The 26,285-nt window shown below is 46.2% G+C and carries 24 protein-coding genes and 2 pseudogenes; 14 read left to right on the forward strand and 12 right to left on the reverse strand.

Going from position 1 to position 26,285, the window contains the following annotated elements:
• The first annotated feature begins 108 nt into the window (after positions 1-108).
• Complete coding sequence (locus C2747_RS00995; RefSeq protein ID WP_433915498.1) at positions 109-603, forward strand: methylated-DNA--[protein]-cysteine S-methyltransferase; 495 nt, start codon at positions 109-111, stop codon at positions 601-603.
• Here the strand turns inward: C2747_RS00995 and C2747_RS01000 are convergent.
• Positions 600-1,589 (reverse strand): squalene/phytoene synthase family protein, encoded by a 990-nt coding sequence (locus C2747_RS01000; RefSeq protein WP_215331874.1) that lies wholly within the window; start codon positions 1,587-1,589, stop codon positions 600-602. The two genes, C2747_RS00995 and C2747_RS01000, sit on opposite strands and share 4 nt — an antisense overlap.
• 108 nt (positions 1,590-1,697) lie before the next feature.
• Between C2747_RS01000 and C2747_RS01005 the strand changes: the two genes are divergently transcribed.
• Together C2747_RS01005 and C2747_RS01010 are read left to right on the forward strand one after the other, a co-directional pair.
• A complete protein-coding gene (locus C2747_RS01005) occupies positions 1,698-3,131 on the forward strand; it encodes a high affinity choline transporter 1 (protein ID WP_215331875.1) in 1,434 nt (477 codons plus the stop codon).
• Positions 3,132-3,213: 82 nt separating this feature from the next.
• Positions 3,214-4,233: a 2-dehydropantoate 2-reductase gene (locus tag C2747_RS01010; RefSeq protein ID WP_215331876.1), complete on the forward strand. Its 1,020-nt coding sequence runs from the start codon at positions 3,214-3,216 to the stop codon at positions 4,231-4,233.
• Positions 4,234-4,355: 122 nt separating this feature from the next.
• On the opposite strand, the gene C2747_RS01015 is transcribed toward C2747_RS01010, so the two are convergent.
• Entirely contained in the window at positions 4,356-5,123 is a 768-nt protein-coding gene (locus tag C2747_RS01015; RefSeq protein WP_215331877.1) for a fumarylacetoacetate hydrolase family protein, read from the reverse strand.
• A gap of 55 nt (positions 5,124-5,178) precedes the next feature.
• Here C2747_RS01015 and C2747_RS01020 point away from each other — a divergent pair, with 55 nt between their 5' ends.
• Positions 5,179-6,114, forward strand: coding sequence for a reductase (locus C2747_RS01020; protein WP_215331878.1), 936 nt, complete (start codon positions 5,179-5,181; stop codon positions 6,112-6,114).
• On the opposite strand, the gene C2747_RS01025 is transcribed toward C2747_RS01020, so the two are convergent.
• Positions 6,111-7,115: a polyprenyl synthetase family protein gene (locus C2747_RS01025; RefSeq protein ID WP_215331879.1), complete on the reverse strand. Its 1,005-nt coding sequence runs from the start codon at positions 7,113-7,115 to the stop codon at positions 6,111-6,113. The genes C2747_RS01020 and C2747_RS01025 overlap by 4 nt on opposite strands.
• Before the next feature lie 75 nt (positions 7,116-7,190).
• On the opposite strand from C2747_RS01025, the gene rplU reads away from it, so the two are divergent.
• The 4 genes and pseudogenes from rplU to proB all read left to right on the forward strand — a co-directional run.
• The gene (gene rplU, locus C2747_RS01030; protein ID WP_041484800.1) at positions 7,191-7,502 is read left to right on the forward strand and encodes a 50S ribosomal protein L21; all 312 of its coding nucleotides are present in this window, start codon (positions 7,191-7,193) and stop codon (positions 7,500-7,502) included.
• A 34-nt stretch (positions 7,503-7,536) separates the two neighbouring features.
• A complete protein-coding gene (rpmA, locus tag C2747_RS01035) occupies positions 7,537-7,797 on the forward strand; it encodes a 50S ribosomal protein L27 (RefSeq protein WP_015420374.1) in 261 nt (86 codons plus the stop codon).
• A gap of 87 nt (positions 7,798-7,884) precedes the next feature.
• Positions 7,885-8,979 (forward strand): GTPase ObgE, encoded by a 1,095-nt coding sequence (gene obgE / locus C2747_RS01040; RefSeq protein WP_215305744.1) that lies wholly within the window; start codon positions 7,885-7,887, stop codon positions 8,977-8,979.
• Between the two features lie 11 nt (positions 8,980-8,990).
• Positions 8,991-9,785, forward strand: a pseudogene (gene proB / locus C2747_RS01045) (glutamate 5-kinase); the annotation flags it as partial.
• 35 nt (positions 9,786-9,820) lie between these two features.
• On the opposite strand, the gene C2747_RS01050 reads toward proB, so the two are convergent.
• Both C2747_RS01050 and C2747_RS01055 read right to left on the reverse strand, forming a co-directional pair.
• Positions 9,821-10,387 carry a CNP1-like family protein gene (locus C2747_RS01050; protein WP_251374779.1) on the reverse strand — a complete coding sequence of 189 codons (567 nt, stop codon included), beginning with the start codon at positions 10,385-10,387 and terminating at the stop codon, positions 9,821-9,823.
• On the reverse strand, positions 10,384-10,980 hold the full coding sequence (locus tag C2747_RS01055) for an RNA pyrophosphohydrolase (protein WP_215331881.1): 597 nt from the start codon (positions 10,978-10,980) through the stop codon (positions 10,384-10,386). The genes C2747_RS01050 and C2747_RS01055 overlap by 4 nt, the downstream gene beginning before the upstream one ends.
• A 50-nt stretch (positions 10,981-11,030) precedes the next feature.
• Between C2747_RS01055 and C2747_RS01060 the strand changes: the two genes are divergently transcribed.
• The gene (locus C2747_RS01060; RefSeq protein WP_215331882.1) at positions 11,031-12,773 is read left to right on the forward strand and encodes a proline--tRNA ligase; all 1,743 of its coding nucleotides are present in this window, start codon (positions 11,031-11,033) and stop codon (positions 12,771-12,773) included.
• A gap of 19 nt (positions 12,774-12,792) precedes the next feature.
• Here C2747_RS01060 and ffh read toward each other — a convergent pair whose 3' ends face one another.
• Positions 12,793-14,175 carry a signal recognition particle protein gene (ffh, locus tag C2747_RS01065; RefSeq protein WP_215331883.1) on the reverse strand — a complete coding sequence of 461 codons (1,383 nt, stop codon included), beginning with the start codon at positions 14,173-14,175 and terminating at the stop codon, positions 12,793-12,795.
• A 149-nt stretch (positions 14,176-14,324) separates the two neighbouring features.
• Between ffh and C2747_RS01070 the strand changes: the two genes are divergently transcribed.
• The 5 genes from C2747_RS01070 to C2747_RS01090 all read left to right on the forward strand — a co-directional run bounded on the left by C2747_RS01070 (position 14,325) and on the right by C2747_RS01090 (position 20,959).
• The gene (locus C2747_RS01070; RefSeq protein ID WP_251374780.1) at positions 14,325-15,044 is read left to right on the forward strand and encodes a cytochrome C assembly family protein; all 720 of its coding nucleotides are present in this window, start codon (positions 14,325-14,327) and stop codon (positions 15,042-15,044) included.
• Between the two features lie 4 nt (positions 15,045-15,048).
• Positions 15,049-15,864, forward strand: a complete 816-nt coding sequence (ampD, locus tag C2747_RS01075; RefSeq protein WP_285896673.1) for a 1,6-anhydro-N-acetylmuramyl-L-alanine amidase AmpD — start codon at positions 15,049-15,051, stop codon at positions 15,862-15,864.
• Between the two features lie 348 nt (positions 15,865-16,212).
• On the forward strand, positions 16,213-19,104 hold the full coding sequence (locus C2747_RS01080; protein WP_433915508.1) for a ribonucleoside-diphosphate reductase subunit alpha: 2,892 nt from the start codon (positions 16,213-16,215) through the stop codon (positions 19,102-19,104).
• A gap of 45 nt (positions 19,105-19,149) precedes the next feature.
• Positions 19,150-20,316, forward strand: a complete 1,167-nt coding sequence (locus C2747_RS01085) for a ribonucleotide-diphosphate reductase subunit beta (protein WP_215331886.1) — start codon at positions 19,150-19,152, stop codon at positions 20,314-20,316.
• A gap of 334 nt (positions 20,317-20,650) precedes the next feature.
• A complete protein-coding gene (locus C2747_RS01090) occupies positions 20,651-20,959 on the forward strand; it encodes a hypothetical protein (RefSeq protein ID WP_433915499.1) in 309 nt (102 codons plus the stop codon).
• Between the two features lie 203 nt (positions 20,960-21,162).
• On the opposite strand, the gene C2747_RS01095 is transcribed toward C2747_RS01090, so the two are convergent.
• The 6 genes and pseudogenes from C2747_RS01095 to aroQ form a co-directional block, all read right to left on the reverse strand.
• Entirely contained in the window at positions 21,163-22,122 is a 960-nt protein-coding gene (locus tag C2747_RS01095; protein ID WP_215331887.1) for a carbohydrate kinase family protein, read from the reverse strand.
• A gap of 57 nt (positions 22,123-22,179) precedes the next feature.
• Positions 22,180-22,698: a DUF3426 domain-containing protein gene (locus C2747_RS10535; RefSeq protein ID WP_251374841.1), complete on the reverse strand. Its 519-nt coding sequence runs from the start codon at positions 22,696-22,698 to the stop codon at positions 22,180-22,182.
• A 99-nt stretch (positions 22,699-22,797) separates the two neighbouring features.
• Positions 22,798-23,727: pseudogene (prmA, locus tag C2747_RS10540) on the reverse strand (50S ribosomal protein L11 methyltransferase); the annotation flags it as partial.
• A gap of 34 nt (positions 23,728-23,761) precedes the next feature.
• The gene (gene accC / locus C2747_RS01105) at positions 23,762-25,126 is read right to left on the reverse strand and encodes an acetyl-CoA carboxylase biotin carboxylase subunit (protein WP_215331889.1); all 1,365 of its coding nucleotides are present in this window, start codon (positions 25,124-25,126) and stop codon (positions 23,762-23,764) included.
• A gap of 52 nt (positions 25,127-25,178) precedes the next feature.
• Complete coding sequence (gene accB / locus C2747_RS01110) at positions 25,179-25,628, reverse strand: acetyl-CoA carboxylase biotin carboxyl carrier protein (RefSeq protein WP_215331890.1); 450 nt, start codon at positions 25,626-25,628, stop codon at positions 25,179-25,181.
• Positions 25,629-25,664: 36 nt separating this feature from the next.
• On the reverse strand, positions 25,665-26,114 hold the full coding sequence (aroQ, locus tag C2747_RS01115) for a type II 3-dehydroquinate dehydratase (RefSeq protein ID WP_215331891.1): 450 nt from the start codon (positions 26,112-26,114) through the stop codon (positions 25,665-25,667).
• Positions 26,115-26,285 lie beyond the last annotated feature (171 nt).

Genomic DNA, 26,285 nt, shown 5'->3' on the forward strand with positions numbered 1-26,285 from the left:
CTGCAAAGAATAAGGAACAACCAATATAGCAAAGTGCTATTTCAGTAGCTATAGCTATATCGGAATCCTGTATGAATTTACCCCTCAATCTGTGTCAGAATCTTCTGCATGCCGACCCTTAAATCAATCGAGTATTGCGTGATACCCGCCCCTTTTGGGCGTCTAGGCGTGCAAACTGAGCTAGTAGATGGCAGTCTGATGATCTCAAAAATTGATTATCTGCCACTAGATGCTGCCTTGATTCCTCCCGGGAATGCCTTGGCGAAGGCTTTTTCAAAGCAGAGCATTCAATACTTCAATGACGCTTCATCAACATTTGATATCCCACTCAAGCCTGCCGGCACGCCTCACCAGCAAAAAGTCTGGAATGCCACTCTAGGCATTGAGGCGGGAAGGACCATTACCTATGGTGAGATTGCAAAACAGATTAAAAGTGGACCTCGTGCAGTTGGTACTGCTTGCGGTGCCAACCCTTACCCTTTGGTTACTCCGTGCCATAGAGTAGTTTCCGCTCAAGGTCTTGGGGGTTTTATGAAAGAGGATAGTCCGGGTTTTTATCGCCAGATCAAAATTTGGCTCTTAAAGCATGAGGGCGTGCTTTAGGTATTCTTGGTCGAGAGTTTTCTAAGTTGCTGAGATGCTGCGTAAAAGAATGATTTCATTAAGAGTTTATTTCCGGCCGCGATCTTTGTGAAGGCGTAAAAAATCCAAACGGAATTTCTAGATAGTTTCACTTCAGACTGATTGCTAAATTCTTTTCTGCTGGCAATTTTTTCAAGTGTCATAACAGCAAGCCCGAAGGCTAGGAAGCAGAAGCGTCTCATGCCTATTTCATTCTCTGGAAGTAAAAGAATGTAGCTCATTGAGTCTTGAAGTTTTTCGTAGGCAAGCTTCAGAAGCTCTACTTGGCTCATCTGCGCTGGCTTCCAGGAAACTCCACGTGCACGATCTGCTGGTGAGTCTTTCAGAATATTGGTCATTTGTAAGGCTTGACCAAAAGCGATGGCTAACTGCTCATGTCCTTGAATCCGTTTTGCAAACACAGGGGAGTAGTTACTAAAAATACTTGTCAATAACTCGCCCACTACGCCAGCTACTACATAGCAATACTCTTCAAATTCTGCGAGGTCTTTTAATCCCTCTTGCGATTGTCGATTATGAAAATGGGACATACCATCAGACATAATCGAAACACAGCGGCTAATGGCAGCTTGATCGCTATCTGGGAAAGTGTGCAGAATGCGAAGAACAGTAGGGGTGTGCGCAATTAAATCAAGCTCATCAGCATTGGAATAGCTCTTGAGAGCATCTAGGCAGGGAGTTACAAATGACGCTACTGGAATAGTCCCTAGTGTCGCCTCTAAAAATAGCTTAGATAAGTGCTGTTTTTCTGCTGGATTGAGCTCAGCCGCATCCTCGATCGTGTCGACAATACGGCACAGTAAATAGGTGTTGCCAACCACTATTTCAATCGCTGGTGGCAATAGAGGGATTGTGAGCGCAAAAGTGCGTGATACAGAACCCAAAATCGCTTTTTGATAGGCTAAATCGCTATTGGGGTTCTCTTTAGGGTGCACGGCGGAATTCACCCCTGAATTATGTCAGACCGGCATGCCCAAATTTAACCCTAATTGCTTAAATGCCATAAGTAACAAAGCCATATAATTTGTGCAAATTCCAGAAGGAGAAATTAGGCGATGTTGATTTGGTTTGTCATCATCTATTGGGTGGTTTCTGTAGGCATTGGTCTATGGGCTGCGCTACGAGTCAAAAACACCGCTGACTTTGCCGCAGCAGGTCATAGCCTTCCTTTGCCTATTGTTACCGCCACCGTATTTGCCACTTGGTTTGGCTCGGAGGCAGTTTTAGGCATTCCTGCAACCTTCTTAAAAGAGGGTTTAGGTGGAATCGTATCTGACCCCTTTGGCTCATCTTTATGCCTCATATTGGTGGGCCTGTTTTTTGCTCGTCACCTCTACAACCGTCGAATGCTCACAATCGGTGATTTCTTTAGGGAGAAATACGGTCGTACCGTGGAAGTGCTGGTGACCCTTTGTATTGTGATCTCTTATTTAGGCTGGGTTTCAGCTCAAATTAAAGCCCTTGGCCTAGTTTTTAATGTAGTTTCCGATGGCAGCATCACGCAAACAGCCGGCATGTTGATTGGTGCTGGGAGTGTGCTGATTTATACCTTGTTTGGCGGTATGTGGTCAGTAGCCATAACCGATTTCATTCAGATGATCATTATTGTGGTGGGCATGCTCTACATTGGTGGAGAAATGACAACCCAAGTTGGAGGAGTTGGTATCGTTTTTGATCATGCACTCGCAGCAGGTCAATTCTCTAATTTTTGGCCCGATATGAACCTTGCCTCCATGCTGGGTTTTACTGCGGCTTTGTGCACCATGATGCTGGGCTCCATTCCACAGCAAGATGTCTTTCAGCGGATTACATCCTCCAAGAACGTCAACATTGCCGTTCAGGCAGCCTTATTGGGTGGGGTTCTGTATTTTGTATTTGCCTTTGTGCCCTTATACCTGGCTTATTCAGCAACCATCATTAGCCCGGATTTGGTAAAGCAGCACATCGACACTGATCCACAAATGATTTTGCCTAAGCTTATTCTGAATCATGCTCCATTAATTGCACAGGTAATGTTTTTTGGCGCCTTACTGTCGGCAATTAAAAGTTGTGCCAGTGCCACTCTGTTAGCACCCTCTGTCACTTTCGCTGAAAATATTGTACGAGGGTTTTTTAAGCATTTATCTGATCAACACTTACTGAAGATTATGCGAATCACCGTCCTCTGTTTTACCGTAGCGGTTACCTTTTTTGCAATTAATTCAGAGCTATCTATTTTTAAGATGGTTGAAAATGCCTACAAGATCACGCTCGTAGCAGCTTTTGTACCCTTAGCATTTGGCGTGTATTGGTCAAGAGCAAATTCTTTGGGTGGTTTGTTAGCTGTTTTAGGGGGCTTAGTAGCTTGGATAGGCTGCGAAATGATGGCCCCGACAGCAATCCTTCCCCCTCAATTGGCTGGCCTTTTAGTCAGCATTATCGGCATGCTGTTGGGTGGCTTGATAGCAGGGCCGAGGCCAATAGCACGCTCAGGCGCACTGAATAAGTAGGGCCTCAATATTTTATTGCACCCCTAAATGTTCTCCTCTAATATGAGATTAATTCAAAATTTTTTATCTTTATGGAGTTCCTATGAAAATCTGTGTGATCGGTGGAGGGGGTGCGATTGGCGGCTATCTTGCTGTCATGTTGGCACGAGCCGGTAATGACGTTACAGTAGTCGCCCGTGGCGCAACCTTGGCAGCAATCAAAGAGCGTGGCCTTGCATTAATTATGGATGACCAGCCTGAGCCTTTGGTAGCAGAGGTAAAAGCGGTTGAAAAAATTCGGGATGCCGAAACACCTGATGTGGTGATTTTGGCAGTAAAAGCCCATCAGGTTGAGCCGATCATTGAAGATCTCGCTGCGATCATGGGGCCTGAGACAATTCTAATTCCGATGCAAAACGGAATTCCTTGGTGGTACTTCCAGAAGTTGGGTGGCGACTATCGAGATCACTCGGTTGAAACGGTTGATGCGGGTGGCGTTGCTAAAAATGCAATCAATCCCAATAACATTATTGGTTGCGTAGTGTATCCGGCTACCTTTACTCAAGCCCCTGGTGTGATTCGTCACGTTGAAGGTAATCGCTTCCCATTAGGCGAGCTAGATGGTCAGCAAACTGAACGTATTCAGAAGATATCTGAAATGATGTCAGCAGCTGGATTTAAGTCACCTATCCTGGAAGATATTCGCTCTGAGATTTGGCTGAAATTGTGGGGCAATATGACCTTCAATCCAATCAGCTCTTTGACTCACGGAACATTGGAAGGTATTTGCCAATATCCACTGACTAAAGAGTTGGCCCGCAATATGATGGCTGAAGCACAAACTATTGCTGAGAAGTTGGGTGTCACTTTCCGGGTGGATATTGAACGTCGTATTGCTGGTGCAGAGAAAGTGGGTAAACACAAGACCTCGATGTTGCAGGACTTAGAAGCAGGTCGTAGCTTGGAGATTGATGCCTTATTGGGCTCGGTAATTGAGCTTGGCCAGATTACCAAAATACCAACACCGTGCCTCAATACAGTCTTTGCTTTAACAAAGTATCTTGATGAAAATGTCCAAGCCTCTAAGGGTAGCTTGGCATTGCCATCTGTTTCTGGTTATTAAGAATCTGCTGCAATAGGTCGATTCAATATTCAAAGTAATTGAGCATTAAAAAACCCTCGCTACTAAACATAGCGAGGGTTTTTGTTTTGAGGGTTTAGTTTTAGATCAACAACCTTGATCATTTATTCGAAGCGATTGTCCAGGCGTCCAACACCCTCAATAATGATGCTGACATTGCTACCGGGCTTCATAGAGCCAACACCAACAGAGGTACCACAGGCGATGATGTCACCAGCTTGCAGTGGCACATCTTGAGAGATTAGGCTGACTAATTTTGCTACTGGAAAAATCATGTCGGAGACGGGATAGTTCTGACGTTCTTGATCATTGAGGATTGTTTTAATTGTTAACTTGCTTGGATCTACATCCGTAGTGATGTATGGGCCGAAGACGCCAAAGGTATTAAAACTCTTGGAGCGCGTCCACTGGGCATATCCAGGATCGCGATTTAATATCTCAATTGCAGTGACATCGTTAATACAGGTGTAACCAAAAATAGCATGAGCTGCTTGAGTCTCATCTGCTTCATGACAGGCTTTACCAATGACAATGCCGAGTTCACCTTCATAAACTACTTTTCCAGAGTAAGACTTGGGAGTGCGGATGACTTGGTTGGCTGCCAAGAAAGAATTATTGCCTTTCAGAAAATACAAAGGCTCTGCTGGTACAGCATGCTCAAGCTTGGTCACTAGCGCATGAAAGTTATCTACCATAGCAACCATTTTGGATGGGGTGCATGGGATATCGATAGTGACATCAGATAACTTCAATGTCTCGCCAGTAGCTTGCGGATGATTGAATAGATCACCGGTGTACACGGCAACCTGATCACCTTGTACTTGTCCTAAGCCGGTCTTGCCTTGATGTTGAAACCTGAGCCATTGAGCCATAATGAATTCTCCTGATGGTTAATATTTATAAGCAATATCTTACAGGGATGGATTGATGGCTAAGCATTCTGAATTACTTTTTGCGCCCGAATTAGATCAGCCAGTTCGCTATATTGAGCGTACCCGTAATTACTATCTTGGTTTGGGGTATGAAACGCCGTATGTTTGGGCGCATTACATTGATGTGCCTTTTACTCTGTTGCAAAAGCCTCTTAATCAATCGATCCTGGGTTTAGTAACTACTGCCGTTCCCTTTGATGCTAGCAAGGGCCCTCAAGGACCTGGCGCACCCTATAACGCTGCAGCTAAGTTTTATGACCCCTATATCTACCCAACTGATGAGAGTGTAGATCTGCGTATTGCGCATGTCGGTGTTGATAGGCTCAATGCCAACATGCAAGATAGTAGTTGTTGGTTTCCAATCAGTGCGGCAAAGCGGGCTGTTGCAAAGGGACGCATTCAATCCCTATCCCAGCATTTTTACGGCTTACCAACTAATCGCAGCCAACGCCATACTCTGGAAATGGATGCACCTTTGATTCTGAGCAAGATGCGCGCAGATCATGTTGATGTTGCTGTATTAATTCCAAATTGCCCGATTTGTCATCAAAGTCAAAGCTTATTGGCACGTTATTTGGAGGAGGCTGGTATGCCGACGGTCATTATGGGGGCGGCGAAAGACATTGTTGAATATTGCGGAGTGCCTCGCTTGCTTTTTAGTGACTTTCCGCTAGGTAATGCTGCGGCACTCCCTAATGATGAGCAATCGCAAGACTCTAATTTTGAATTGGCTCTGCGCTTGCTTGAAGGTGCTCCAGGTGCCCGAACCACGGTGCAGTCCCCCTTAGTGTGGTCAGTTGACCCCACTTGGAAATTAGATTATTCCAATCTTGATCGATTGTCTCCGGAGGAGATATCGCGATTGCGTGATGAAGCTGAAAAAGCGCGCATCACAGCGCGTGATATCAGAATGAAAAGTGTTGGCGCTTAGGCCTGTCTAGATAGCGAGTATCTACTCAAGGCATGTAGCGCTGTTGTCGCCTCATTTTGAGGAAATTCTTTAAGGCATTCGAGTGCGAGATCAACTTCTCGCTTTGCGGCAGCTTGGGTGTAATCCAACGCGCCAGAATTTTGAACCGCACTCAGAATCTGTTGGAAGACATCATCTGGCAAATCTTGATTTTGTTCAATTGCTGCACGAACCAGTAAGCGCTCCTCGGTGCTGCCATTTTCAAGAAGATAAATGAGTGGTAGCGTAGGCTTGCCTTCTCTTAAGTCATCACCAGCATTTTTCCCCATTTGGGATGCATCAGCGGTGTAATCGAGAAGGTCATCCATTAATTGAAAGGCGGTGCCAATATGGCGACCAAATGCTGCAGACTGCTCTCTTTGCTTGGCATCGGTCCCAGCCAAAACTGCCCCAAGCTCTGTAGATGCTTCAAATAACTTAGCGGTTTTATATCGGATCACCCGCAAATAGCTTTCTTCATCGACTTCAGGGTCGTTCATATTGAGAAGTTGTAAAACCTCGCCCTCAGCAATCGTATTGGTGGCATCGGACAGAATTTCCATGATTCGTAGGTCATTGGGCCCCACCATCATCTGAAAGGCCCTTGAATACAGAAAATCGCCTACTAGCACGCTTGCTGCATTGCCAAAAGCAGCATTGGCGGTTTCTCTACCCCTTCTGAGGGTGGATTCATCAACAACATCGTCATGCAAAAGGGTGGCTGTATGGATAAATTCCACCACTGCTGCCAGCTCTAGTGCATGTGGGTTCGCTTGGTTATTGGCTAAAGCTTTGCTGACTAAAAGTAAAAGGGCGGGTCTAACCCGTTTGCCACCTGCCTGGATGATGTAAGTCGAGATTTGATCAATTAAGGCGACTTTTGAGGCCAATCGCAGGCGAATAACTTCATCTAAGGCCTTGAAATCTAAGGCAATTGGGGCCAAAATTTGGCTTAATTCGTTGTTTTTGACAGTGCTCCTCATGCAAGATATAATAATTGGCTTAGCTCATCCAGGGTGGATTAGCTTAAATGTAGATATTAATTGAGGTTTCACACCATGTACGCGGTCATAAAAACCGGTGGCAAACAGTATAAAGTTGCTGCAGGCGAAAAATTGAAAATAGAACAGATACCAGCGGAAATCGGCAGCGAAATCACTCTTGACCAAGTCTTAGCCGTAGGCGAAGGCGCTTCACTCAAATTGGGTGATCCATTGGTTAATGGTGCAGCTGTGATGGCCACTGTCGTCTCCCAGGGACGTCACGATAAAGTGACAATCTTTAAGATGCGCCGTCGCAAGCATTATCAAAAGCACCAAGGCCATCGTCAGAATTACACAGAAATTCTGATTAACACGATTAAAGCCTAATTTAGGCTAACGGCTCAATAGCAGGAGAAAAGATATGGCACAGAAAAAAGGCGGCGGCTCGACACGAAATGGCCGCGACTCAGAATCGAAACGCTTAGGCGTTAAAGTTTTTGGCGGCGAGCAAATCAACGCTGGCAGCATCATCATTCGTCAACGTGGTACACGAGTACATCCGGGTATGAACGTTGGTATTGGTAAAGATCACACTTTGTTTGCCTTAGTTGACGGACAAGTGGAATTTGGCGTTAAGGGTGCTTTGAAGAAGGCCCAGGTTTCAGTTCTCCCGCGTTCATAAGACGCCTGACTGAGACACGTTTGATTCAGATTTATTCCGAATTTTACTCTTAGGAACAGGCCTCGCTAAGCGAGGCCTTTTTTATTCATGAAATTTATAGACGAAGCTCGTATTGAAGTCATAGCTGGCCAAGGTGGCGCCGGGAGTGCCTCTATGCGCCGCGAAAAGTTTATCGAATTCGGTGGTCCTGATGGTGGCGACGGCGGCAAAGGCGGAAGCGTTTGGGCTACTGCGGATCGCAACATCAATACCTTGATTGACTATCGCTACGCTAAAACGCACACCGCAAAAAATGGTGAGCCTGGCCGTGGCGCTGATTGCTATGGTCGCGCTGGTGACGACATTGAGTTGCGTATGCCAGTGGGCACCATCATTTCTGATTATGAAACTGGTGAGCCGATTGCTGACTTAACCACTCACGGTGAGCGTCTTTGCTTGGCGCAGGGCGGTGTTGGTGGTTGGGGAAATATTCACTTTAAGAGTAGTACGAACCGCGCCCCTCGCCAAAAGACGAATGGGAAAGATGGCGAGCGTCGTAAGCTCAAGTTAGAACTAAAGGTATTGGCTGACGTAGGTTTGCTGGGCATGCCTAATGCCGGTAAATCGACTTTGATTACCGCCGTATCTAATGCACGTCCAAAGATTGCAGACTATCCATTTACAACGCTGCACCCGAATTTAGGTGTAGTGCGTGTAGGCGCTGAGCGCAGCTTCGTGATTGCTGACATTCCTGGATTGATTGAGGGTGCTGCTGAAGGTGCTGGTTTGGGCCATCGTTTCTTAAGGCACCTACAGCGTACTGGTGTGCTCTTGCATTTAGTTGACATCGCACCGTTTGATGACAATATTGATCCGGTAGCCGATGCCGTTGCTATTGTGAACGAATTGCGTAAGTACGATGAAGCTCTAGTTGAAAAGCCACGCTGGTTAGTGCTGAACAAAGTCGATATGATTCCTGAGGAAGATCGCAAGAAGGTAGTTGCGGACTTTATTAAACGGTTTAAGTGGAAGGGTCCCGTATTTGAGATCTCTGCCTTGACAGGTCTAGGTTGCGATAAGCTGTGCTACTCATTGCAGGATTATTTAGATTCTGTTCGCAAGGATCGGGACGATGCAGATGAGCGTGCTGCTGATCCGCGTTACCAAGATCAAGTTCAGCCAGAAGATAAGACTCCAGATTAATCAGTAGTCACTTGAGATCCGTATTTGTTATGAACACTCAGAAAACTAAACGAATCGTAGTGAAAGTAGGCTCAAGCCTAGTCACCAATAATGGTGAGGGCTTGGATCATGCTGCAATTGGTATGTGGGCCGAGCAAATGGCTACCTTATTAGCCGATGGCCATGAGGTGTTGATGGTCAGTTCTGGCGCGATTGCTGAGGGAATGCAACGTCTTGGATGGAATAAGCGCCCTACAGAAATTCATCAGCTGCAAGCTGCGGCCGCCGTTGGTCAGATGGGCCTGGTGCAAGTTTATGAAAGTTGTTTTGCACGTTTTAATTTACGCAGCGCACAGGTCCTATTAACTAATGCTGATTTGGCAGATGTTGAGCGCAATGCTAATGCCAAGGCAACTTTAGATACCTTGTTGAAGTTGGGCGTTGTTCCCATCATCAATGAAAACGATACCGTGGTTACCGACGAAATTAAATTTGGCGATAACGATAGCTTGGCTGCTTTGGTAACGAATTTAATTCATGCGGATTTATTGGTAATCCTGACGGATCAGGGTGGCTTATATACTGCCGACCCGCGTCAAGATGCCTCCGCTACTTTGTTAAGTGATGCTATTGCTGGTGATCCTACTTTAGAGAAAATGGCTGGCGGCGCTGCAAGCGAGTTAAGTAAGGGCGGCATGCTGACCAAAGTATTGGCCGCGAAAGTTGCCGCTTTAACGGGCGCAGATACTGTCATCGCTTCTGGGCACGAGCCTCAGGTTCTTACTCGCTTGATGAGTGGGAAAAAAATTGGTACCTGCTTAAGTGCTTCCTAAGTCATTAGATTAGCTTCAGATTTTTTAAATTACATCACGCCATTTGAGTTAGTAGGTTTACTCTGCCCAGTAAAGCCGTTCGGATTAAGTGAATTAACGATGGCCTTGATGCTCTTTTCTTGAGAAGAGAAATTGCAAAATGCACCTTGGGCCAATGCGGCTTGATAACGATTTGGTACATTGCTCTGAATAGCACGCCAAGTGGATAAGGGATTTTCTTTCCAGACACCATTCTCTAGGGTGCCATAGAGGCGCCATTGGAAGGAGTCACAGCGAATACCTTCGTATTGGACTTGGCTGTTGCCATTGGGGCTTGTCAGAATCACGGTATATCTGGTGATGCCATCGTTGCCAATCAAAATAGAGTTGGTATCAACTGCAAACTTAAAAATAGTCTGTTGTGAGACATAAAAAGGCTGAATAGTTGCTTTATTGGGAGGATTTAGCGGCATCGCTGTTGCACCCTCTTTAAAGACCATCGGTGCAAATGGATCAACACCACTTTCTAAAGGGTCGCCAGCACATCCAGCGAGGGCCAAACCCAAAACTAGACTGAGGATGGGAAGTCGAAGACTGCAAATAGAGAATTTCATCATGGTTTATCGGTTGGCTTTTCTTCTTTGAACTCATTTTCCTCTTCTCCGTACCAGGATTGAAGTAAATCGAGCGGAGATCCCCAGGCAAGTTGCTGCATACGCATGCCGCGGGATAAATAGCGCGCAAGCTCAGAAAGGGCTAATTGGTAGACTTCGCGCTTGAAATCAATGACGGAATCGAGTTGAATCCAAAAAGGCACCCAGCGCCAAGCATCAAACTCAGGATGCTCCGAGGCGCGTAGGTGAATATCGCTATCAAGGCCTACTAAACGCAGTAAAAACCAGATTTGTTTTTGGCCGCGATAGCTTGCGCGATGATTTTTTGAGGTTTGCTGGCGGCGTAAGAATTCCTCCGGGACGTCATAACGAAGCCAATCCCTGGTTCGTCCAATAATTTGGACATGTTCTGGCAACAAGCCAACTTCCTCATGCAATTCGCGGTACATGGCCTGCTCTGGGCTCTCTCCATGTTGAATCCCGCCCTGCGGGAACTGCCACGAATGCTGCCCAACGCGTTTTCCCCAGAAAACCTCGTTATGGCTATTGAGGATGACTATGCCGACATTGGGTCGATACCCTTCACGGTCAAGCATGAGATCGCGCCTCAAATCCTTTAAAATCAATGATTTGATTATATCCATACATGAAAGCTTCACAATCATTTCTCGCTACGCTTAAAGAAGCCCCTTCAGACGCTGAGGTGGTATCGCACAAACTCATGGTGCGCGCCGGTTTAATTCGTAAGCTCAGTGCAGGCATTTACAACTATCTGCCCTTGGGTTTGAAGTCCATCCGCAAGGTTGAAAATATTATTCGCGAAGAAATGAATCGCGCTGGTGCCATTGAGTTACTCATGCCCATGATTCAACCTGCAGAGTTATGGCAAGAGACCGGTCGTTGGGAAAAGATGGGCCCAGAATTGCTCCGCATCAAAGATCGTCATGATCGCGATTTTTTAATTCAGCCAACCTCTGAAGAGGTAGTGACCGATTTAGCTCGCAACGAAATCAAGAGTTACAAACAGCTCCCAGTGAATTTTTATCAAATTCAGACGAAGTTCCGCGATGAGCGCCGCCCACGTTTTGGAATTATGCGTGGACGCGAGTTCAGTATGAAGGATGCTTACTCCTTTGACCGTGATGCTGAGGGTCTGAAGAAGTCCTATCAAATCATGTTTGATGCATACACTCGTATCTTCAAGCGCATGGGTTTGAAGTTCCGTGCAGTCACAGCAGATAACGGCGCTATTGGTGGATCAGGCAGTCAAGAGTTTCATGTGATTGCCGATACTGGTGAAGATGCGATTGTCTATTGCCCGAGCTCGGATTACGCTGCCAATCTAGAAGCTGCTGAATCAGTCTCATTGATTGGGGCACGTGCTACTGCAACTCAGACGATGACTAAGATCGCGACACCAAATCAAACAAACTGTGCAGACGTTGCTAAGTTTTTAAACTTGCCGCTAGAGCAAACCGTGAAGTCCTTACTGTTTGCTGCTGATCAAGAAAAAGGCCCAGCAAAATTATTTATGGTGCTAGTGCGTGGTGACCATGAGCTTAATGAAATCAAGGCGAGCAAGATTCCTGGTATGACTGAATCACGCTTTGCTAGTGAAGCTGAAATCAAGCAAGCCTGTAATGCGCCAGCGGGTTATTTAGGCCCAGTTGGTGTGACTGCAGATGTTACTGTAGTCGCAGATCGTACCGTTGCCAATATGGCTGACTTTGTATGTGGCGCTAATGATGCTGGTCATCACTTAACTGGTGTGAACTGGGGCCGTGATTTGCCAGAGCCTGTGGTGATGGATTTACGTAATGCCGTAGCGGGAGATCCTTCGCCTGATGGTAAAGGGGTTGTCGATATTTGTCGCGGTATTGAGGTAGGTCATGTATTCCAATTGGGTACGCGTTACTCTGAGGCGATGGGCTGCACTTACTTAGATCAGCAAGGCAAAGCCCAGCCGATGGTGATGGGTTGTTATGGTATTGGCGTAACGCGTTTACTGGGCGCTGCAATTGAGCAGGGCAATGATGAGCGTGGAATTATTTGGCCGATTTCGATGGCACCATTTGAAGTGGTGATCTGTCCAATGGGTTACGACAAGTCAGAGGCGGTGAAAGTTGCTGCTGATCAATTACATGATGAATTGGTTGCTGCCGGCGTAGATGTAGTACTCGATGATCGAGGCGAGAGACCGGGCGCGATGTTTGCTGATTGGGAGCTCATTGGTGTTCCGTTCCGCGTTGTGATTGGTGATCGCGGTCTTGCAGATGCTCAAGTGGAATTTAAAGGTCGTACTGATACTGAATCAGAAAATATCCCACTAGCAGACATTAAAGCAAAAGTGATTGCTGCAGTTGATGCAGCTAAGAAACTTGTTTCTTAAATCAAACAGTTTTTAAGTCTTATTTTTTAAAGAGTCCGCCAATACCTTTGGCGGCTCCTTTAGCTGCCATGGAGGCCATGGTGCGCGCCATCTTGCCGCCCTTGAATTGTTTCATCATGGTTTGCATTTGCTCAAACTGTGCCAGTAAACGATTCACTTCTTGAACCTCGACACCCGCACCAGCTGCAATGCGTCGTTTGCGAGTCGCTTTTAGCAACTCAGGTTTCGCACGTTCCTTTGGAGTCATGCTGTCGATGATGCCGCGCATGCGTTTGGTTTGTTTATCGGCAGCACTCAAATTCGTTTTGGATGCCGCTTGTGCCATATGACTTGGTAACTTATCCATCAAGCTGGCCATGCCGCCCATTTGTTGCATTTGTGCGAGTTGATCCCGAAAGTCGCCTAGATCAAATCCACCTTTAGAAATCTTACTTGCCAGCTTTTCAGCCTTGGCAACATCCACGTTTTGTTGGGCTTGCTCAACTAGGGCAAGAATATCGCCCATGCCTAAAATACGGCTTGCCATTCTTTCAGCATCAAATGCTTCGAGGCCGTCCATTTTTTCGGCAACGCCAATGAACTTGAGTGGTACTCCAGTAACCTGACGCACTGAAAGCGCCGCGCCACCGCGTGAATCACCATCTAGTTTGGTAAGAATTACACCGGTAAGTGGAAGAGCTTCATGGAAAGCTTTAGCTGTGTTGACTGCATCTTGACCCAGCATGGCATCCACCACAAACAGTGTTTCAATTGGATTGAGGTTGGCGTGCAAGGTTTTGATCTCTTGCATCAGCGCTTCATCAATACCGAGACGACCGGCTGTATCTACTAACAACACATCAAAGTAATGGCGGCGCGCCCAATCCAATGCTGCCGCAGCGATTTCACTCGGCTTTTGATTGATGTTGCTTGGGAAAAACTCAGCGCCAACTTGTTTGCTGACAGTCTCTAGCTGCTCGATAGCCGCAGGACGATAGACGTCACAAGAGACAGTGAGCACTTTCTTTTTCTTCTTTTCTTGCAAAAACTTGGCTAACTTACCAACCGAGGTGGTTTTTCCTGCACCTTGTAAGCCGGCCATCAGGATGACTGCTGGTGGTTGGGTTGCCAGATTCAGTTCGCCACTTTGGGTAGCGTCACCTCGCATGACTTGGGCTAGTTCACGCTGAACAACACCAACCAGCGCCTGACCTGGGCTGAGGCTTCCGACCACCTCTTCGCCAAGGGCTTTAAATTTAATTTGCTCAAGTAGGGATTTAACGACTGGAAGCGCAACGTCCGCCTCCAGCAAGGCCAGGCGGATCTCCCGGAGCATTTCTGCAGTGTTTGCCTCGGTAAGGCGCGCTTGCCCCCGCATTGTTTTAACAACACGAGATAGGCGATCGGTGAGATTCTCAAGCATTTATCGATTAGACTTTCTAGATGGATATTTTAGGTTACTCAAGCTTAGGCTGGCTCCCTTCTGCACTTTATTTACTTCTTTTGGTCTTTTTGGGTTCGCGGCCCAAGGGAAAGATTGAATCTCCGGCTTTTACAGGCCTAGTTCAGGCATTGATTCTATTGATTTTGCTGGTGCACGGAATTGAGTTACATGACTCGGTTTTTACACCCGAGGGATTTGTATTTGGTTTCGCTCAAGATCTTTCTCTGATTGCTTGGGTGGGCCTTGCCTTTTACTGGTTTCAGTCATGGTTCCTGCCGATCTCCAGTTTGCGATGGCTTGTCTTGTGTTTTGCTCTGGTTTGCTCTGTATTGCCAGTCATGTTTTCCGGCACCTTGATTTCTCCAAAAGCGGTCTCCGATCCCTGGTTTAAGGGGCACTTTATTGTTGCCACTATTTCAGTTGGATTATTGAGTTTGGCTGCAATGCATGCCATGTTGATGAGTATTCAGGATCGAGCATTACATCGGCAGCTGGCCGTCATCCCTAATAGTCGTATTTCCCATTGGTTAGAAGACTTGCCGCCATTGATGGCAATGGAAAGTCTCCTTTTCAGCTTGCTTTACGTGGGTGTTGCACTGCTGAGTTTGACAGTATTTTCTGGACTCCTGTTTTCGCAAACGCTATTTGGTAAGCCACTTGTTTTCGACCACAAAACTATTTTTGCTTTGATCTCCTGGATCTTATTTTCTGGCCTTCTAATAGCCCGTTGGCGCGTTGGTTTACGTGGGCGCGTAGCTGTTCGTTGGGTCTTGAGTGCTTATGCCGCCTTGCTTCTGGCCTATGTTGGCAGTCGATTTGTGTTGGAAGTGATTCTTCAGAGAGCATGACGTTTTGATTAAGTGGCTTCTATTAATTGCTGGCGCAGGTGCTTTTTACCTTTGGATAAAAGGTAAAAAACAAGTAAAGCTCAATACGGATGAGGCTAGCAAGATAAAGGCAGAGAGAAGTAAGGTTGTTGAGCCGGAGGTAATTGTCCAGTGCAACCATTGCTCTGTGCATCTTCCAAAGTCTGAAGCGATCATGCAGGAGGCGCGCTTCTATTGCTCTCAAGAGCATCTCAATAGCTTGGACGCCCAAGGCTGGCTTGGTTCTGCTGCTTGGCGAAACTCACCTAACCAAGATGTTCGACCAGAAGGCCTTGCGCCGGATTTGGTAGTGATTCATTACATCAGTCTTCCGCCCAGTGGATTTGTTGATAAAAATTCCACCCACTTCATCATGGATTTTTTTCAAAACAAGCTTGATTCTTCCTTGCATCCCTATTTTGACGAAATTGCTGATCAAAAGGTATCCAGCCATTTTTTGATTTCTCGCCGTGGCGAGGTCTTTCAGTTCGTATCCACCCACAACAAAGCCTGGCATGCTGGCGCCTCATCCTTTTTGGGGCGAGAAAAGTGCAATGATTTTTCGATTGGTATTGAGCTAGAGGGGGATGGCGATCATCCCTTTGAGGATATTCAGTACCTCGCCTTGGCTAAATTAAGCTCCCAAATACACTCCGTTTATCCCAATCTTCAATTTGCAGGGCACAGCGATATTGCGCCAGGCAGAAAAGCTGACCCAGGCAGGCAGTTTGATTGGAAAAAGTTTCAGGGTAAAAACAACATACCTTTAGAAAAATTACCCTTTGGATTAGAGCCGCGTTAGGTCTCTAAATTAGTATGTGAGCACACGCTCACTTTCTTACCCTTTAGCTAAAAAGGGCTACAAAAACTGCACCAAGATGAACCCTAATTTCTTGAAAATATAGGGAAAAATACTTATAAATATTCGTCAGAAATGTCTTACTAATTTCTAAATATTTCCCTATACTTAGTGTCCAATGCACCTCAAAACACTAGATGTAGTGTTTGAACACAGCAATACCCTATTGTTTTTTAATGATTTTTGTCCAAATAACTATATAAAAGCAGGAAAAATATGACATACGCCAACCCCCAGACAGCAGGACAGACTGCCGGCACAAATAATCCGGGGATCAGCCCCTCTGAATCGATGAATCAAACCCCATCTGCTGGCTTTGTTGCTGGTGGCGTAGGTGGTGGCCAAGCTACCCAATTGTCTGATTACAAGATTATTCGCCGAAATGGCTCAGTGGTGGCATTTGAGCCATCCAAAATCGCCATTGCAGTTACAAAAGCATTTCTAGCAGTTAATGGCGGTCAAGGCGCTGCTTCTGCTCGTGTACGTGAGCAAGTTGAGCAACTAACCCACGCAGTAGTTCGTGCTTTACTGCGTAGCCGCCCAAATGGTGGCACTTTCCATATTGAAGATATTCAAGATCAAGTGGAATTGGCCTTAATGCGCAGTGGTGAGCACAACGTTGCTCGTGCATATGTTCTTTATCGTGAAAAGCGCAATCAAGAGCGTGCTGCACAGCAGACCACTGCACAAGAAACACAAGCATCTACTCAGGCTGCTGAGCCAGGTTTAAAGGTGTTGGACAACGGTGTTGAGAAGTTATTAGATATGGCCGCCTTGCGCACCATTATCGAAGCTGCCTGTGAAGGCCTTGGTAATAACATTGATGCAAGCCCAATCATTACTGAAACTATCAAGAATTTGTACGATGGCGTACCAATGGCTCAGGTGTATGACTCCGCTATTTTGGCATCACGCACTTTGATTGAAAAAGATCCTGCATACAGTCAAGTAACTGCTCGTATCTTGATGCACGTGATTCGTAAGGAAATCCTCGGTCGCGAAGTATTGCAAGGCGATATGCAGGCTGAGTACGGCAGCTATTTTGCCAAGTACATCAATGAAGGTATTTCTGCTGAGCTCTTAGATCCACGTATGCGTGAGTTTGACTTGCCAAGATTGGCCGCCGCTTTGAATGCGAGCCGTGATTTGCAGTTCAACTACCTCGGTTTGCAAACTTTGTATGACCGTTATTTCTTGCACATTGAAGACCGCCGTATTGAAATGCCACAGGCATTTTTCATGCGTGTTGCAATGGGCTTGTCTTTGAATGAGTTGGATCGTGAGCGTCGTGCAATCGAGTTTTATGAAATCCTTTCTACATTTGATTTCATGTCCAGTACGCCAACCTTGTTTAACTCAGCGACTACACGTCCTCAGTTATCCAGCTGCTACCTGACAACTGTGGATGATGATCTTGATGGCATCTATGAAGCTTTGAAAGAGAATGCACTCTTGTCGAAGTTTGCTGGTGGTTTAGGTAATGACTGGACAAACGTACGCGCCTTAGGAAGTCATATCAAGGGCACTAACGGCAAGTCACAAGGTGTGGTGCCATTCTTAAAAGTGGTGAACGATACAGCGGTTGCAGTGAACCAAGGTGGCAAGCGTAAGGGCGCAGTTTGTGCCTATTTAGAGACATGGCACTTAGATATTGAAGAGTTCCTGGAGTTGCGTAAGAACACCGGTGATGATCGTCGCCGTACGCATGATATGAATACTTCCAACTGGATCCCTGATTTGTTCATGAAGCGCGTAATGGAGGGTGGTGAGTGGACATTGTTCTCACCTTCAAATACACCTGATCTGCATGATAAATTCGGTAAGGCTTTTGAAGAGGCGTATGTTGCCTATGAGAAAAAAGCAGACGCTGGTGAATTGAAACCATTCCGACGCATTCCTGCGCAGCAATTGTGGCGCAAGATGTTGGGTATGTTGTTTGAAACTGGCCATCCATGGATCACATTTAAAGATCCTTGCAACATTCGTAGCCCGCAACAACATGTTGGCGTAGTGCACTCTTCTAATTTGTGTACTGAGATCACTCTGAACACAAACGAGAGCGAAATTGCGGTATGTAACTTAGGTTCTGTGAACTTGACAGCGCATATGACTACCGATGCATCTGGCAAGATGATTTTGGATCACGAGAAGCTCCAGAAAACAATTCGCACTGCGATGCGGATGTTGGATAACGTGATTGACATCAACTATTACGCTGTTGCTAAAGCGCGTAACTCTAACTTGAAACATCGTCCAGTTGGTATGGGCATCATGGGCTTCCAGGATTGCCTGCATATGCAACGCATTCCCTACGCAAGTGAAGAGGCAGTGAAGTTTGCAGATTCTTCAATGGAGGCGGTGTGCTACTACGCTTATCAAGCATCTAATGAGTTGGCTGAAGAGCGTGGTGTCTACACTACCTATGCAGGCTCTCTATGGGATCGTGGCATCCTCCCGCAAGACTCAGTGGCCTTATTGGCAGCAGAGCGTGGCGGTTATCTTGAAGTAGACAGCTCCTCCACCATGAATTGGGATGGCTTACGTGCACGTATCAAGCAATTTGGTATGCGTAATTCCAACTGCGTTGCGATTGCACCGACAGCGACGATTTCCAATATCATTGGTGTATCAGCTTGTATTGAGCCGACATTCCAAAACTTGTTTGTGAAATCTAACCTCTCAGGCGAGTTCACGGTAGTTAACGAGTACTTGGTTCGTGATTTGAAAGATCGCGGCCTCTGGGATGAAGTCATGATTGCGGATTTGAAGTACTTTGACGGTACCTTGTCCAAGATTGATCGTGTTCCACAAGATTTGCGTGATTTATATGCCACAGCATTTGAAGTGGAGCCAAGCTGGTTGGTTGAAGCTGCCTCACGTCGTCAGAAGTGGATTGACCAGGCGCAGTCACTCAATATTTACATGGGTGGTGCATCTGGCAAGAAATTGGATGACACGTATAAATTGGCATGGTTGCGTGGTTTAAAGACTACCTATTACCTCCGCACAATGGCTGCAACGCACGTTGAGAAGTCTACGGTTGCAAGTGGTCAGTTAAATGCGGTATCTAGCGGTGGTGGAGTAAACGGCACAGATGCGGCATCAGCACAAGAGTTAGATGGTCCAGCCTGCACAATGCGCCCTGGAGATGCTGGATTTGAAGAATGTGAAGCATGTCAGTAAGCCTTTTGCTAACTGATATAAAAATATAAGAATTAGGAGAAAGTTATGTTGAATTGGGAAGAAGAAGTCGCACCCGCATTGGCACCAGCCATGCTGACACCACAGCCAGTGGTAGCTGAGGTACAACGTCCGCAGCCAGACCAGGTTGCCATGACCCCACCCGCACAAGCTGTTTCTTCAGCTAGTGGCGCAGCTTTACGTGTCAATGCTGCTGATAAGCGTGTGATCAATGCCAAGACTGACGTGAATCAGCTGGTTCCATTTAAATATAAGTGGGCTTGGGAGAAATACTTAGCTGGTTGTGCAAACCATTGGATGCCACAAGAGATCAATATGAATCGCGATATCGCGCTTTGGAAGGATCCCAATGGCTTAACTGAAGATGAGCGTCGCATCATTAAGCGTAATCTTGGTTTCTTCACGACCGCGGATTCTTTAGCGGCAAACAACATTGTTTTAGGTACTTATCGCCACATTACTGCCCCAGAATGCCGTCAATATCTATTGCGTCAGGCTTTTGAGGAGGCAATTCATACTCACGCCTATCAATATATTGTGGAATCTTTGGGTTTAGATCAGAGCGAAATCTTTAATGCGTACAACGAAATCGAGTCTATTCGCGCCAAAGATCAGTTCTTAATTCCATTTATTAATGTGTTGACTGACCCTAATTTCAAAACCGGGACATTAGAAACTGATCAAATGCTGCTCAAATCATTGATCGTTTTTGCCTGCGTAATGGAAGGATTATTCTTTTATGTTGGTTTTACGCAAATACTTGCAATGGGTCGCCAAAACAAAATGACGGGTGCTGCTGAGCAGTATCAATACATCCTTCGTGATGAGTCAATGCACTGTAATTTTGGTATTGATTTAATTAATCAAATCAAGCTGGAGAACCCGCAGTTATGGACTTCTGCGTTCAAAGACGAGATCAAATCTATCTTCGAAAAAGCAGTGGAATTAGAGTACCGTTATGCAGAGGATACGATGCCTCGTGGAGTGCTCGGATTGAACGCGCCGATGTTCAAAGGTTACCTAAGATACATCTGTAATCGCAGATGTTTGCAAATAGGACTTGACGCGATGTTCCCAAATGAAGAGAATCCATTCCCATGGATGTCAGAAATGATTGATCTGAAAAAAGAGAGAAACTTTTTTGAGACACGCGTTATTGAGTATCAAACTGGTGGTGCGCTAAGTTGGGAATAGGTAGTTAATTAAAAAGCGCATTGCCGGCTAAATAGGAGATTAGACGGTTGGATAGTTTTAAAAGTCAGCAAAACCAGACTCAAATCCGAAAACCCTTGTCCAAGGGTGCCTGGTCTACTCTCTCTATTTTTTCCAGCATATTGAAGAAGCCGTTACCCTTTGGGGTCACGGCTTTTTTTCCAAGATTCATTAGCGTGCAGCACTTAGTATCAAGCCGCGCGCCGATGAATGGCTCGCTCGTCGGCTCCAATCGGTTGCAAAACCAGGCGGAAATGAATGGTCGGGTCTTCTTAATCGGTAGTTTGTACTAATCCTCACGTGAAGGAGCATTACTATGGCAATCGCCAAGAAGAAAGTTGCTGCAAAGAAACCAGCTGCAAAGAAAAAAGTAGCTGCTAAGAAGCCTGCTGCTAAAAAAGCTGCTGCTAAAAAGCCTGCTGCTAAAAAAGCTGCTGCTAAAAAGCGTCCTGCTGCTAAAAAAGCTGCTGCTAAGAAGCCTGCTGCTAAAAAAGCTGCTGCTAAGAAGCCTGCTGCTAAAAAAGCTGCTGCTAAGAAGCCTGCTGCTAAAAAAGCTGCTGCTAAGAAGCCTGCTGCTAAAAAGCGTCCTGCTGCTAAGAAGCGCGTAGCTGCAAAAAAAAAGTAAGTAAGCCTGCTGCGAAGAAAGCGGGCAAAGCTGTAAAAAAGCCCGTGGCTAAAAAAGCTGCAGTTTCAACTACGTTGAATCCAGCCGCTGCTTGGCCCTTCCCAACTGGCACACGCCCATAAGCCCTGCTTGTAGGCGGGTGAAGTTCAAAGGGATCTCTCACGAGATCCCTTTTTTATTGCTACTTCAGGTAATTATTGGCTTTAGAGGGCAAATCCAAACGCGGATTTGAATTGAGCAGCGATATCATCTTTGCTCATTTGGTGATTTTGTGGTCCCTGGTGGGTAATTTTGATTGAACCCATCAAACTAGCTAATCGGCCGGTGGTTTCCCAATCCATGCCATTTTCCAATCCAAACAGCAATCCACCCCGAAATGCATCACCGCACCCAGTGGGATCAACTACTTTTGCTGCTGGTACCGGCGGAATCGCAATACATTTACCCTCAAAGTAGATATCTGCACCTTCAGCACCCTTGGTAACAATCAAAGCTTTTACTCTTTCAGCTACTTTTGCCAGGCTCAGGCCAGTTCTTTGAGAAAGCATTTCACCTTCATAGTCATTTACGGCGAGATAGCTTGCAATATCTACCAGCTCAAGGAGTTCCGGACCATTAAACATCGGTAAACCTTGGCCCGGATCAAATACAAAAGGAATCCCTGCTTCAGCTAACTGGTGACAGTGTTCCCACATCCCTTGGCGGCCATCCGGAGCAACGATTCCGAATTTGGCGGCACCTTTAGCATTCTTACTGCGCTCAGCAATCACTGCAGAAACTTGGTTGAGATGAGATTCACCCATTGCACCCGGATGAAAAGCAGTAATTTGATTATTGGCTTGATCGGTGGTGATCATCGCTTGAGCGGTGAATGCTTGTTCAATTTGACGAATGTGCGTTGCATCAATCTTTAATTGTTTGAGGCGATCAAGATAGGGGGCTGCATCACCGCCTACGGTTGCCATGATGATGGGGTCGCCACCAAGAAGGCTCAGGTTGTAAGCAATATTGCCTGCGCAACCACCGAATTCACGACGCATTGTAGGAACGAGGAAGGCGACATTGAGGATATGAATCTGCTCTGGCAGGATTTGATCGGCAAATTTGCCTTCAAAGTTCATGATGGTGTCGTAAGCGATGGAACCGCAGATCAGGCTGGCCATAAATAATTACTTTCTAATGAAATTCAATTGGAATGAGTGTGAAATAGGATTTACTACCTATTTTTCAGGGTAAAAAATTCTGACACGATAGCCCGCAGCGTTTTGCAGAAGAGAAATCGGCAATGCAGAAGAAAAGATCTCACCAGAAGGGGCGCCTTGACGTAAAAAATCAGGATGCGATTCTTGCCAAGTGCTTGGTAACCATTCTTGCGGAGTAAATCGAATCGTTTTGATCTCAGATTCCTCTGCATCAGTGAGAGAAATTTCTAAATTCGGGAATAAAACAGGCAGTGCAAGACGATTTTGTATTTCAACTTGCAGCACAGATTGATTTGAGGCGTTTTTAAGGCCCTCTCGCGCGTTTTCAGGTGAAAGAGTAACCGAAGTTATTTTCCAAGCAGCAAAATCGCTTACAGAGCGATTTACACACCCTAGTGCGCGACACAATTGTTGATCCAACTTCTGCAAAAGAGAAAAACTCGTTGTTGCAATCGCAGAAGAGCTGCCATCAACACGCGTTGCTAATGTTGGTAGTAAAGAATTTCTAGAAAGGTGCTCGCCAACAATGATGAGCAAAAGGAAAAAAAGGCTGAGAAGGATTAACTTAAGACTTTTTTTTTGAGTCAGAGCTGAAGTAACTCTATTTTTGTCAACTGAACTCGCTTTAGCGCCCTGCTCTGGAAGTGTGCCGTGTAAGCAGACCCAACCTTCACTCTCTTTCCAGATAGATAGGGTTAACCATTGACTATAAGTTGCAATGACTTCCTCTGCTTGACGAGCCAGAACACCTGAGAGAACAATTTTTCCACCAGGGCGCATCTTGTTTACTAAGGCTGGCGCTAGAACTTGTAGCGGATTGGCCAAAATATTAGCCATCACGATGTCGTATTTGGTTTCTGATGCGAGTTCTGGTGCATTTTCGTTAGGCAGGACAAATCGAATGACTGTCTTGTTGATTTCCGCATTGCTACGTGCTGCAACCATCGCTTGTGGATCGATATCAGTGCCAACTACTGGCTTGCATCCCAGTTTCGCAGCGGCAATGGCCAAAATTCCAGATCCGCAACCGTAATCGAGCAAACTTTGGTTCGCAAGCATGGTGTTTTTTTCAAGCCAAAGTAAGCAAAGGTGCGTAGTAGGGTGACTGCCGGTACCAAATGCCAAGCCTGGGTCGACCGCCAAACAAATTGCGTTGGGGTCGGTGGGCGCTTCATGCCAAGAAGGTACTACCCAAATACGCTCACCAATCTGAATCGGAGCAAATTGACTTTGGGTTAAGCGAACCCAATCTTGTTCTTCAACAATCTTTTCTTGCGGGGTTGGGAGATTGAATCCTGCTTCCTGGAGGGATGCGAGAAGCTCGGGGATAAAGTTTGCTGCATCAGAGTCATCCATTTCTGGATTGAATAGTGCAGTTACAGAAGATCGATCCCAAGCTTGAACTTCTGGTGAGAGTCCTGGCTCGCCATAGAGTGGGTTTTCATCGTAACCACCTGCGGCATCATCTTCAACAGTGACTGAGAGTGCGCCCACTTCCAGCAAAGCATCGCCTAAAGGCTCTGCAATCTCTGCTGGGACCGTGAAAATCAGTTCACGATAGGACATGCTTACTCCAGATTGGCATCAGCTGATCTGCAACTCAGGGCTTACCGCGACTAGCGGCTTGCTCTTCGAGGCGATGCTCCAAATAGTGAATACTGGTTCCGCCTTCGATGAAGTTCGGATCGAGCATGAGTTCACGGTGCAGTGGCACATTGGTTGTTATGCCATCGATCACCATCTCAGAAAGCGCAATCTGCATACGGCGAATCGCTTGCTCGCGAGTATTGCCGTAAGCAATCAACTTGCCAATCATAGAGTCGTAATTGGACGGCACTACATAACCACTATAGGCATGTGAGTCGACACGAATCCCAGGACCACCTGGCATGTGGAATGAACCAATTTTTCCTGGGCTTGGTGTGAACTTGAATGGGTCTTCTGCATTCAGACGGCATTCGATGGCATGACCACGGAAAACAATGTCTTTTTGGCGATAGCTGAGTTTTAAGCCGGCAGCGATGCGAATTTGTTCTTGAACAATATCAACGCCTGTAATCATTTCGGTGACTGGATGCTCTACTTGAACACGGGTGTTCATCTCAATAAAGAAGAATTCGCCATCTTCATACAAAAACTCGAAAGTACCAGCACCACGGTAACCAATTTTTCTACAGGCTTCAGCACAGCGCTCACCAATTTTGGCGATGGCACGGCGATCAATGCCAGGTGCCGGAGCTTCCTCAATCACTTTTTGGTGGCGACGTTGCATGGAGCAATCACGTTCACCTAACCAAATGGCATTGCCATGGGTATCAGCCAAAATCTGGATCTCTACGTGGCGAGGCTTTTCTAAAAACTTCTCCATGTAGACTTCGGGATTACCAAAAGCACGACCCGCTTCTTCTTTAGTCATATTGACCGCATTGAGAAGGGCGGCTTCGGTATGCACAACACGCATGCCACGACCACCACCACCGCCAGCAGCCTTAATGATGACTGGATAACCTACTTTTTTGGCGGTAGCAATAATTTCTTTAGGATTGCTTGGTAAGGCGCCTTCAGAGCCTGGAACGCAAGGAACACCTGCTTTGATCATGGCGCGCTTGGCTGAAACCTTATCACCCATCAAGCGAATTGAAGTTGCAGTGGGACCAATAAATGCAAAGCCGGATTTCTCAACGCGTTCTGCAAAATCGGCGTTCTCAGAGAGAAAACCGTAGCCAGGATGAATTGCTTCAGCATCCGTTACTTCCGCCGCTGAAATGATGGCCGGCATATTGAGATAGCTCAGTGGTGATGGCGCAGGCCCAATACAGACTGCTTCATCTGCAAGCTTTACATATTTAGCTTCTTTGTCTGCGGTTGAGTAGACCACCACAGTTTTAATTCCCAACTCGCGACATGCGCGTTGGATGCGGAGAGCAATTTCTCCGCGATTGGCAATCAGAATCTTATCGAACATGTCGGCTCTGAGTTAAATAACGGTGGATTGGAATAGATCTAAGGGAGATCTATTAAGCGATGATGAACAGCGGTTGATCAAATTCAACGCCTTGACCGTTTTCACACAGAATTTGCTTAATAACGCCTGCTTGCTCAGACTCAATTTCATTGAGAAGTTTCATCGCTTCAATAATGCACAGCGTTTGACCCACTTTGACGGTGTCGCCAACTTTTACGAAATCCGGAGACTCGGGGTTTGGGGCGCGATAGAAAGTGCCCACCATTGGTGAGCGAGCAATAAAACCAGTTTCAGCAGGCGCTTCCTCGATATTTGGTGCAGCCGCAGGAGCGGCTTGCGTAGCTTGAGCAGGCGCTGGATTGGCGTAAACCAGTTGACCTGCAGGAGCGGGAGAGCCGGCATTCACAATGCGAACACGGTCTTCACCTTCATTGACTTCTAATTCAGAAATTCCTGATTCAGAAACAAGGTCGATTAGGGTTTTAAGTTTTCTTAGGTCCATGGAAAGGCTTCCTCTCGGGTAATTCTGAATAAATCTTTATTTTTGTAAACGTGCAATAGCTGCTTGGAGAGCCAATTCGTAACCAATGGCGCCCAAACCGCAGATAACGCCGGTAGCAATATCAGACAGGTAGGAGTGTTTGCGGAACTCCTCACGTTGATGAATATTAGACAGGTGTACTTCAGTAAAAGGGATGGCAACCCCAGCCAGTGCATCACGCAAGGCAACGCTGGTATGGGTAAAAGCGCCTGGATTGATGATGATGAAATCCACCCCATCTTGTTTGGCCTTTTGAACTCGGTCAATCAGCTCGCCTTCATGGTTACTTTGGAAGGTAGATAAATCAACTGAGTGGGATTTGGCGATCGCACCTAGCTTTGTATGAATATCTTCCATGGTAGTTTTGCCGTAAACCTCTGGCTCACGGGTTCCCAACAGATTGAGGTTGGGGCCTTGGATAACGAGAATTGAAGTATTTTTCGACATAGATCGATATTTTTAGAGGCAGTTAGGTTTTATTACGGAGATAAAGCTTTCCTCTGAAAACTGCTTATTCAATGATGAATCTTCTTCATCTTGCACTTAAAGTATACCTCCGGAGTGCTGTCCTAAGCCCAAAAATGACCCAATAAACTCACTATTTTTTATGCTTTGAAG

The sequence above is a fragment of the Polynucleobacter corsicus genome (assembly GCF_018688255.1).
GTDB lineage: Bacteria > Pseudomonadota > Gammaproteobacteria > Burkholderiales > Burkholderiaceae > Polynucleobacter > Polynucleobacter corsicus.

What these genes read in the sequence shown, in the direction of transcription:
- C2747_RS00995 (WP_433915498.1), top strand. Translation starts at nt 109, where the DNA reads ATGCCGACCCTTAAATCAATCGAGTATTGCGTGATACCCGCCCCTTTT.
- C2747_RS01005 (WP_215331875.1), top strand. Translation starts at nt 1,698, where the DNA reads ATGTTGATTTGGTTTGTCATCATCTATTGGGTGGTTTCTGTAGGCATT.
- C2747_RS01010 (WP_215331876.1), top strand. Translation starts at nt 3,214, where the DNA reads ATGAAAATCTGTGTGATCGGTGGAGGGGGTGCGATTGGCGGCTATCTT.
- C2747_RS01015 (WP_215331877.1), bottom strand. Translation starts at nt 5,123, where the DNA reads ATGGCTCAATGGCTCAGGTTTCAACATCAAGGCAAGACCGGCTTAGGA.
- C2747_RS01020 (WP_215331878.1), top strand. Translation starts at nt 5,179, where the DNA reads ATGGCTAAGCATTCTGAATTACTTTTTGCGCCCGAATTAGATCAGCCA.
- C2747_RS01025 (WP_215331879.1), bottom strand. Translation starts at nt 7,115, where the DNA reads ATGAGGAGCACTGTCAAAAACAACGAATTAAGCCAAATTTTGGCCCCA.
- rplU (WP_041484800.1), top strand. Translation starts at nt 7,191, where the DNA reads ATGTACGCGGTCATAAAAACCGGTGGCAAACAGTATAAAGTTGCTGCA.
- rpmA (WP_015420374.1), top strand. Translation starts at nt 7,537, where the DNA reads ATGGCACAGAAAAAAGGCGGCGGCTCGACACGAAATGGCCGCGACTCA.
- obgE (WP_215305744.1), top strand. Translation starts at nt 7,885, where the DNA reads ATGAAATTTATAGACGAAGCTCGTATTGAAGTCATAGCTGGCCAAGGT.
- C2747_RS01050 (WP_251374779.1), bottom strand. Translation starts at nt 10,387, where the DNA reads ATGATGAAATTCTCTATTTGCAGTCTTCGACTTCCCATCCTCAGTCTA.
- C2747_RS01055 (WP_215331881.1), bottom strand. Translation starts at nt 10,980, where the DNA reads ATGCTTGACCGTGAAGGGTATCGACCCAATGTCGGCATAGTCATCCTC.
- C2747_RS01060 (WP_215331882.1), top strand. Translation starts at nt 11,031, where the DNA reads ATGAAAGCTTCACAATCATTTCTCGCTACGCTTAAAGAAGCCCCTTCA.
- ffh (WP_215331883.1), bottom strand. Translation starts at nt 14,175, where the DNA reads ATGCTTGAGAATCTCACCGATCGCCTATCTCGTGTTGTTAAAACAATG.
- C2747_RS01080 (WP_433915508.1), top strand. Translation starts at nt 16,213, where the DNA reads ATGAATCAAACCCCATCTGCTGGCTTTGTTGCTGGTGGCGTAGGTGGT.
- C2747_RS01085 (WP_215331886.1), top strand. Translation starts at nt 19,150, where the DNA reads ATGTTGAATTGGGAAGAAGAAGTCGCACCCGCATTGGCACCAGCCATG.
- C2747_RS01090 (WP_433915499.1), top strand. Translation starts at nt 20,651, where the DNA reads ATGGCAATCGCCAAGAAGAAAGTTGCTGCAAAGAAACCAGCTGCAAAG.
- C2747_RS01095 (WP_215331887.1), bottom strand. Translation starts at nt 22,122, where the DNA reads ATGGCCAGCCTGATCTGCGGTTCCATCGCTTACGACACCATCATGAAC.
- accC (WP_215331889.1), bottom strand. Translation starts at nt 25,126, where the DNA reads ATGTTCGATAAGATTCTGATTGCCAATCGCGGAGAAATTGCTCTCCGC.
- accB (WP_215331890.1), bottom strand. Translation starts at nt 25,628, where the DNA reads ATGGACCTAAGAAAACTTAAAACCCTAATCGACCTTGTTTCTGAATCA.
- aroQ (WP_215331891.1), bottom strand. Translation starts at nt 26,114, where the DNA reads ATGTCGAAAAATACTTCAATTCTCGTTATCCAAGGCCCCAACCTCAAT.